This is a genomic window from uncultured Olegusella sp. (assembly GCF_947253395.1).
Classification (GTDB): Bacteria; Actinomycetota; Coriobacteriia; order Coriobacteriales; family Atopobiaceae; genus Olegusella.
In genome coordinates, this window is record NZ_CAMXYY010000067.1 from 1 (window position 1) to 8064 (window position 8064).

Annotated in this window: 9 protein-coding genes and 1 tRNA gene; all 10 read left to right on the forward strand. The window is 46.6% G+C overall.

Going from position 1 to position 8064, the window contains the following annotated elements:
• Positions 1-362: 362 nt before the first annotated feature.
• Complete coding sequence (crcB, locus tag Q0X25_RS06040) at positions 363-752, forward strand: fluoride efflux transporter CrcB (RefSeq protein WP_298579982.1); 390 nt, start codon at positions 363-365, stop codon at positions 750-752.
• 626 nt (positions 753-1378) lie between these two features.
• The gene (locus Q0X25_RS06045) at positions 1379-1606 is read left to right on the forward strand and encodes a hypothetical protein (RefSeq protein WP_298579985.1); all 228 of its coding nucleotides are present in this window, start codon (positions 1379-1381) and stop codon (positions 1604-1606) included.
• Positions 1607-1961: 355 nt separating this feature from the next.
• Positions 1962-2372 carry a GtrA family protein gene (locus Q0X25_RS06050; RefSeq protein WP_298579988.1) on the forward strand — a complete coding sequence of 137 codons (411 nt, stop codon included), beginning with the start codon at positions 1962-1964 and terminating at the stop codon, positions 2370-2372.
• 16 nt (positions 2373-2388) lie between these two features.
• The gene (locus tag Q0X25_RS06055) at positions 2389-2769 is read left to right on the forward strand and encodes a hypothetical protein (RefSeq protein ID WP_298579991.1); all 381 of its coding nucleotides are present in this window, start codon (positions 2389-2391) and stop codon (positions 2767-2769) included.
• 72 nt (positions 2770-2841) lie between these two features.
• Positions 2842-2916: transfer RNA gene (locus Q0X25_RS06060), tRNA-Val, on the forward strand.
• Positions 2917-2972: 56 nt separating this feature from the next.
• Positions 2973-4085 carry a DnaJ domain-containing protein gene (locus Q0X25_RS06065; RefSeq protein WP_298579994.1) on the forward strand — a complete coding sequence of 371 codons (1113 nt, stop codon included), beginning with the start codon at positions 2973-2975 and terminating at the stop codon, positions 4083-4085.
• A 78-nt stretch (positions 4086-4163) separates the two neighbouring features.
• Positions 4164-5273 (forward strand): molecular chaperone DnaJ, encoded by a 1110-nt coding sequence (dnaJ, locus tag Q0X25_RS06070; RefSeq protein ID WP_298579997.1) that lies wholly within the window; start codon positions 4164-4166, stop codon positions 5271-5273.
• Between the two features lie 12 nt (positions 5274-5285).
• Positions 5286-6551 (forward strand): tRNA (N(6)-L-threonylcarbamoyladenosine(37)-C(2))-methylthiotransferase MtaB, encoded by a 1266-nt coding sequence (gene mtaB / locus Q0X25_RS06075; RefSeq protein ID WP_298580000.1) that lies wholly within the window; start codon positions 5286-5288, stop codon positions 6549-6551.
• Positions 6552-6674: 123 nt separating this feature from the next.
• Positions 6675-7634, forward strand: a complete 960-nt coding sequence (locus Q0X25_RS06080) for a PhoH family protein (protein ID WP_298580003.1) — start codon at positions 6675-6677, stop codon at positions 7632-7634.
• 8 nt (positions 7635-7642) lie between these two features.
• A partial coding sequence (gene ybeY / locus Q0X25_RS06085) for an rRNA maturation RNase YbeY (protein WP_298580006.1) occupies positions 7643-8064 on the forward strand: 422 nt, incomplete at its 3' end.

Sequence of the window (8064 nt, forward strand, 5' to 3'; positions counted from 1 at the left end):
GACTACCACACGAGCCATTAGGAACAGCTCACATTGTCGCAGCTCCTAGCCCGCGCGACGACATGAGGCTGGGGGGCTTCAATGCTTCTCTCATATCGTCTTTCTTAGCGAAGTGACACGGAGTGACAGAAAAATGACAAAAATTTTTTAAGATAGTATGAAAAGAGAGATTTCACACACATAACTCAGCACCACAGGTTTGAATGACCAAGAACGGCTATGACGGCAGCGGTGTTGAACTTATGCTTTGGATTTCCATTCACCATAAACGGCCTAGAACGTGCTGTCTAGTAACTTGTGAAGGTACTTAAACATGCTGATAGCTGATGACTTCTATTGGAATGAGGACGACGGCGTTTTCTATGCCTAAAAATGAAAGGAAGAATTATATGCTAATAAGGTGTATTGCGGTAGGCGCAGGTGGATTCATTGGCTCAATCACAAGGTATTTATTGTCTAAAGTAGAACTGCAAAAAACTGGAAATTATTCTCTCAACACACTTTTAGTTAATGTTCTTGGCGCTGTCTTGATAGGTGTCATAATTGCTCAGGCGCAGCAAAACGGGATGAGTGAAAACAAATTGTTGTTTCTGAAATTCGGTCTTTGCGGTGGGCTTACAACATTTTCGACATTTTCTGTTGAAGTGTATGGTTATCTTGAAACAGGGAATGTCCTAATCGCAATTGGGTATGCTGTGGCTTCTGTAGTATTAAGCCTCATAGGAGTAATGCTTGGAATGAAAATGGTCTAAAATCAAAAAGTCTCCTCTACCAAATCAGAGGATACATTGTATCAATGATAAGGTTTTACTACATGAAAATGCAGGTGGGAATGGGTAAAATCCGATCCAATTTTTTAATATGAGCAAGACATCGTCAAGTGGCCAAATCGGGCGTGGCCCCAACGATATGGAGCCAGACCCTTTCCCTATATCAGCCCATCTACGGTGACCTTGGTACGTCTTTCCGATGCTCGTCTTCGCAGTCTTTCATTAGCTCAGCTATCAGATTAAGTACATCATTTTGAGCTTTAGTAAATTCGTCACGGCCCAGGACTAATTTAAGATCAGCGAGCATGTCAGCAAAGCTGATGTTCTTTGACGGTGACACACGGGCGCAGTATAACCTTTCATCATGAGCTCAGATGTTACGAAAGTCCTTAATGTGGTCATATGCGAGTCTCAGTCTTTTAGGACTTATTTTTATAGTGCCTGAATATGCCTCTGCGTTAAGGCTAGAAAATATGCTGCAAATCATAGAACTTAAATATTTTGCTAAGCATAAGAAGGCAGTATTAAATACCTAAAGAAGAAGTAGAATTAACAAAAATGAACCTCAAGCATTATCAGAAGCTGCTCAATGATTTATTAGAAGAAAGATGAGATTAGTGGACACGATTAAAGTAATTGATTCATGGGTCTTGTCTGTTGGTATGGAGCCTGTGACCATTATCAAACTCACAAAGAATGCGCCGAACACACATTGGCATAATGTGCTGGTTGATGATGACCTGCTTGAAACGGTGTATATGTCTGGTGGACGTTTAGACATGTGTGCTGTAAAGGGTTCACATAATCTTACCGGTAAAGAAGTTTCCTTTATATGAGTGACTTCGCTATTGTTGCCCGCTTACTCGCTGCACTACCTGCCAGTGCTCAAGCCAACCTAGTAAGTGCAGTCCCTTTTTATACTGAATCAGAATAGATGGTTCGTTTGTCGACTTAGAGGAAAATCTGACCTGCGGTTTTACGTGCGCCTACTTCGAAACATGAACCATCTGCGATTATCGCACTCGAAACATGAACCATCTGCGATTGTTGCACTCGTGTAAGCTGAGGCTGCGGAAATAACGTGTGATACATAAGCACAACTTGCCAAATGAGCTGCAATATAACACCATGTAGCTTTAGGTTTATGATTGCTTTGATGCAAGGTATATTTTTTATAAGAGAGGCATAGCGTTGGAGTTCAAAGAACTGACAAAGCAGTTCATTGGTTTTGCAGTAGTTGGTGTCGTAGCATTTGTCATTGACTACGCATTGTTGATGATACTCAGCCAAATACTTCTGTGGGATCCCGTTATTGCAGCTTTTATATCCTATATAGTTTCTACCATCTTCAACTATCTAGCTTCAATGCGCTTTGTCTTTGAGCGGCGTGATGATATTTCTCGTAAAAAGGAATTTACACTTTTTGTGGTTTTCTCACTCATCGGTCTTTTACTCAATGAGATTATTATTGCGCTGGGTACCCTCTGGCTTGGTGTTGGTCCGGAGGCGGTTACCTTCAGTAAGCTTTTAGCTACCGTTATTGTGGCAATATGGAACTTTGTCAGCCGTCATCATTGGTTGGATGCGAGCAATTACTCATAGCAAGAGGGGAGCACTTATGACGCCCGAATGCAAGCGTGTCAAAATCGTGTGTCTCGCCAGTTTATTTCTTGGCATTTTTGAGCTTATAGGATCTTGGTTCATTCCGGCACCCTTTGGGACTTCTATCACCATAGTCTTTGTGCCTATGGCGGTGGGGCTTCTTTCGCTGATTATGGGAGTTCATGGAGCGCGTGCCGCCAATGTTCCACTAAAAGCAGCTGGCCTGCGTGTATTTGCGCTGATTATTTTGCTTTTGACCTGTGGTGCATTTGGCTTGGCAGTTTATATGGGACACGGTCTAACCTTGGTGGCATATGTGATTGTCCCTGCTGCTGTGATAGATTTGCTTGTTTTGATTTTTTCTTTCCAGACCAAACGTGCCCTTGACCGCGCCTAATATTTTACGATTTCGTGTGCTCAGCTTTTTTGTAGCGCCTAGAGGCTACATCTGATATAGTGTCTTGCGCACGGGCGACTAGCTCAGGGGTAGAGCGCATCCTTCACACGGATGAGGCCGCTGGTTCGAAACCAGCGTCGCCCACCACAAATGTTTGGGTCAGGGACTTTTGCCCCTGGCCTTTTTGCTATAGGAGATGGTCCATGTCTTCAATGAATGAAAAGGACTATTACGCGATTCTTGGTGTGGCAAAAGAGGCTACAGGAGATGAGATTCGCAAGGCTTTCCAACAGAAGGCTCGCAAACTTCATCCTGACGTCAACAAGGAGCCTGACGCTGAGGCACGCTTCAAGGAAGTCTCAGAGGCTTATGCGGTTCTCTCTGATGACAACAAGCGTCGCCGTTATGATGCAATGAGGTCTGGCTCCCCCTTTGCAGGAGCGAGTTACGGCACCCCAGCTGGATCTTATCCCGACTCCTATGGTAATCCCTTTAGTTGGGGATTTCCCTTTAGTGGTTTTGATGGCGCTTTTCGCAGACAGGCCAGTTCTGTCCAGCGTTCGCGCTCATACAATCCTAAAGCTGGAGCCGATATCATCTTCCAAATTGATATCGATGAAAAGCAGGCTGCACAAGGAGTACGCCGTGGCATTACCTACCAGCGCTATTCAACATGTAATGCCTGTCATGGTTCGGGTTCCGTGCATACTGAGCATCCTGAAACTTGCCCGACCTGCAATGGCAGCGGACGCATATCACTCAACCTCAGTGACTTTATTGGTTTCGGTGTGATGGAGATGGTCTGTCCCGAGTGTCAAGGTACTGGTCAGGTTGTAGCAGATCCTTGCTCTGTCTGTGGCGGAGCAGGGCGCGTGTTAACGGCAAGTGAAGTTGTGGTTGATATTCCTGCGGGTAGTCATGATGGTGATACGGTACGTGTGTCTGGTAAGGGAAATGCAGGCACCAATGGCGAGGCGGCGGGCGATTTTGTTTGTCGTATAGGAGTGCCTGCCGAACAGCCTGATAGACGTGCGACCATGGGCTTTAGGAGTCTTGGGTTTTTCATTCCATTTTTACTGTTCTATGCGCTTTCCAATCAGCAAACTATGCTCATTGGGCTTGTTATTGCACTAGCTCTATTCCTCTTTGTAGTGATATCAAGTGGTGGATTTACGCATAGTAAGTACTGGTGGCGTAATGCCTGGCGCACACTTGTGCATGCCGCTTCTTCTGTACTGCCTATAGTGTTTTTCTTCCTGATTATCCGAGTTTTTACGACGTTTGTTTTGGCTTGCTCGACACTCGGGCGTTTTTAAAAATTGATTTTTTGTATCAGCACAAGCATTTTGGGGCATAAGTTGTGCGAGTAAACGTTTTTGTTGGGGGATAGTACTGTGGCACAGAAGGATTATTACGAGCTGCTCGAAGTTGAGCGAGATGCTGACGCAAAGACAATTAAGAGAGCCTTTTTGAAAAAAGCACGTGCTTTGCACCCTGATGTTAACAAGGAATTAGATGCTGAGGAGCGCTTTAAGGAAGTTAATGAGGCATATGCAGTGCTTTCCGATGAGCGCAAACGCGCAAATTACGATCGCTATGGAACTGCAGAGGGTCCCGGTGGTTTTGGCTCTGATTATGTTGATATGTCCGATATCTTTGGTGGTGGCTTTGGCATCAACGATATCTTTGACTCATTCTTTGGTGGGGGTGCTTCTGGAGCGGGTCGTCCCACTCGTACACATGGCCGTGACATGGGCATTACGCTGCGCATTAGCCTCGCTGAGGCGGCTGCTGGTTGTAAAAAAACTATTTCGTACGAGCGCCTTGCGCCGTGTGATGATTGCAACGGTAGTGGCGTTGCAGAAGGTGGACATGAGACTACCTGTGGGCGTTGCCACGGTACGGGACGTGTGGTAGAGGTGCAGCGCACCATCTTTGGTCAGATGCAAACCCAGGCCACCTGTCCTGATTGCCAAGGTTCAGGCAAGGTTGTTGATCATCCCTGCGAAACCTGTGACGGTCAAGGGCGCACACCTTCTCGTGAAACGGTGGATATCGATATTCCTGCTGGTGTGCATTCAGGTCAGACACTTAAGGTTGAAGCCAAGGGCGAAGCTGGTGTACGTGGCGATAAGCCGGGCAATCTTGTAGTTGCCATCGAGGTTTTGGAAGACGATCGCTTTGAACGCCAAGGCGATGATTTGTATTGTGAGCTGCAGATTGATGCACTTGAGGCAATGGTGGGCTGTGCGCGCGATATCGATGGCATACTTGAGGGCGAGACCGTACACATTACTGTTCCAGCCGCCTGTCAGTTTGGTCAGCAAGTTCGTGTAAAGCATCAGGGTATGCCTCGTCGTGGTGGTAAAGCTCGGGGTGACCTTTTTGTTGTTGTGCGCGTTGTGGTGCCCGACAATCTTAACTATCAGCAAAAAAATGCTATACGCGATTTGATTAAGCAGCGCGAGACAAAAACATCCTCTCACATGAAGACAAAAAAGTAAGCGAATAGTTCTATGACTGTACCTAAAGTTGCCTTTCACAATTTGGGCTGTCGACTCAATAGGTTGGAGCTTGATCTTATTGCCGATGAGCTAGAAGATGCGGGCTGCATGATTGTGTCTGAGGATGAAGCAGACGCAATTGTGGTCAACACCTGTGCTGTCACTAACGAAGCGGAGGCAAAATGCCGCAAAGTGGTCCGATATTTGAGCAGACTTGAATCTCATCCTCTTGTCTTTGTAACTGGTTGTGATGCAAGCTTGTTTGGCAATGAGTTACAAGCACTCAGTTCCTCTGTACGTGTAGTGACCGAAAAATCTATAGTTGCAGCAAAGCTTTTAGCCGAGCTTGATAGTGATAGCGATTTCACTTCTCATACAACTTGTCACCATGCAGGTGTAACTCCTACAGGTCGAACGCGTCCAGGTATCAAAATTCAGGATGGTTGTGATAATCGCTGTACCTACTGCATCATTTGGAAAGCGCGTGGCAAAGCAAACTCTTTGGCTCCTGAGTACGTACTGGATTCTATACACAAAGCTGTGTCAGGAGGTGCACCTGAAGTTGTACTTTCTGGTGTAAATCTCGGCAGCTATCGCATGCCTGGTTCTAAAAATGCCAGCGATTTGCCTGCTCTACTGCAACGCATTTTGCAAGAAACCAAGGTGGAACGTATTCGTTTATCTTCGATAGAGCCCCCTGATGTCACAGAGGAGCTTGTTGATGTGATGGCGAAATCTGATGGACGCATTGCCCCTTTTTTGCATATATGTCTTCAAGCTGGTTCTGATAGGACTTTACGACGTATGGCACGTGTGTATGATATCCAGCTGTATCGCAAGGTAGTGCAATGTGCTCGTGCTGCTCTGCCAGAACTTGCACTGGGTTGCGATCTTATCGTGGGCTTTCCTGGTGAGACTGATGAAGACTTTGAAGCGAGCCTGGCATTTTGCGAAGAAATGCAGTTTGCAAAAATGCATGTTTTTCGTTATTCCAAACGTCCAGGTACCCCAGCAGCAATGATGCCCAATCAAGTGCCTGCACAGCTTATGTCAGTGCGTGCTCGTAGAATACGCGAACTTGCTCGTAGAATGCGTCATCAGCAAGCAGAACTTTGTCTTGGTCGCGAGGAGCTTGTGGTGGTACAGTCGCAGGGACGAGGTATATCTGGTGGTCTTTTTGATGTGCTATTAGATCCTTGTATTCCTGTAGGTTCTCTAGTTCGCGTGGTGCCTCATAGTATCTGCGAAGATTTTAGCTTGGATGCACGGACGATTTAATACTTGCTGGTATGCAAAGGTGCTAAGCGTGGTACATTCAATTTCATAAAACAATTTGTCTTTGGATTTCAATTGAGTTTAGAGACAATGATGAGGCAGTTATAGTCATACCAAGGAGGGTTCTTGCAGCCAACACGAGCGCGTTTGACCATACCTGATTCGATAGATCCGCTAAGCCTAACAGGTCCTGCAGACACTTTGTTACGTCGCGTTGATGCAGCCTTTGATGCGATGGTTACGGTTCGCGGGGATCAGATTGCCATCACAGGCCCATCTGAGGTTGTAGAGCAGCTGACCTCTGTCTTTTATCGCTTGATTTCTCGTGCCGAAGATGGAGACCCTCTTGACGAGCAAGAGGTTGATCTCATTATTGAGCAGGTCTTACATGGCGCACCTGCGATGCAGTCTTTATCGGGCGACATACTGCTGACGCATCGCGGCCGTACCGTGCGACCCAAGACCGAAGGCCAACGTCAGTATGTGGATGCAATACGTACGCATCGCATTACCTTTGGTCTTGGTCCAGCAGGTACTGGCAAGACCTATCTGGCAATGGCGATGGCAGTGGCTGCGCTCAAGCGTCATGAGGTAGCACGCATCGTTCTCGCTCGTCCTGTGGTTGAGGCAGGAGAGTCTCTTGGATATCTGCCAGGTACCTTGCAGGAAAAACTCGATCCTTATGTACGTCCTCTTTATGACGCACTTTTTGACATGACCGATGCTGAGCGTGCAACCACAATGATTGAGCAGGGTATCATTGAAATATCGCCTTTAGCTTTTATGCGTGGACGTACCTTTAATGATTCTTTTGTCATTCTTGATGAGGCACAGAATACCACGCCCGACCAGATGAAGATGTTTTTAACCCGTTTGGGGGTCTCTTCAACGTTTGTTATTACAGGCGATGCCAGTCAGCGTGACTTATTGGGCGAAAGCGGCATTCATTCAGCTCGCGAAGTGCTCAGATCTGTCAATGAGGTTGCCTTTGTGGATCTTGGTCGAGATGATATCGTTCGTCATTCTCTGGTAGCAAAAATTGTTGAAGCATATGCTGCGGCTGAGCAAAACAAGCGTAGTCGATAGGAGATGAGATGGCTTACGAATATGACATTAGTAGCAACGATGGTGCCGAACTGCTTGTGAGCGAGCAAGAAATAGAAGATATCGTTGATCTTGTTCTTAAGGAAGAGGGGATTACGCGCCCCTGTATGGTCTCTATCTCTTTTGTAAGTAATGAACGTATCCAAAAACTCAACGCTGAATGGCGTGGTCAGGATATGCCCACAGATGTTATCTCTCTTGAATGTGAGCGTCCTGATGAGCCCGGCCTAGGCGAGGGCGTACCTTGTGAGCTAGGTGATATCGTCATTGCCTCTGAGTATGTCGCACAGCAAGCGGCAGGTTTTGGTACCACGGCTGCGGACGAGTGCCGTATGTTGCTGGTACATGGTCTTCTTCATCTGCTGGGTTATGACCATCTTGAGGACGGCGAGGCAGAGGAAATGGAAGCTCG

Excerpts from the sequence above, each read along its gene's own strand:
- mtaB (WP_298580000.1), top strand. The coding sequence starts at position 5,286 with ATGACTGTACCTAAAGTTGCCTTTCACAATTTGGGCTGTCGACTCAAT.
- Q0X25_RS06055 (WP_298579991.1), top strand. The coding sequence starts at position 2,389 with ATGACGCCCGAATGCAAGCGTGTCAAAATCGTGTGTCTCGCCAGTTTA.
- Q0X25_RS06065 (WP_298579994.1), top strand. The coding sequence starts at position 2,973 with ATGTCTTCAATGAATGAAAAGGACTATTACGCGATTCTTGGTGTGGCA.
- crcB (WP_298579982.1), top strand. The coding sequence starts at position 363 with ATGCCTAAAAATGAAAGGAAGAATTATATGCTAATAAGGTGTATTGCG.
- Q0X25_RS06045 (WP_298579985.1), top strand. The coding sequence starts at position 1,379 with ATGAGATTAGTGGACACGATTAAAGTAATTGATTCATGGGTCTTGTCT.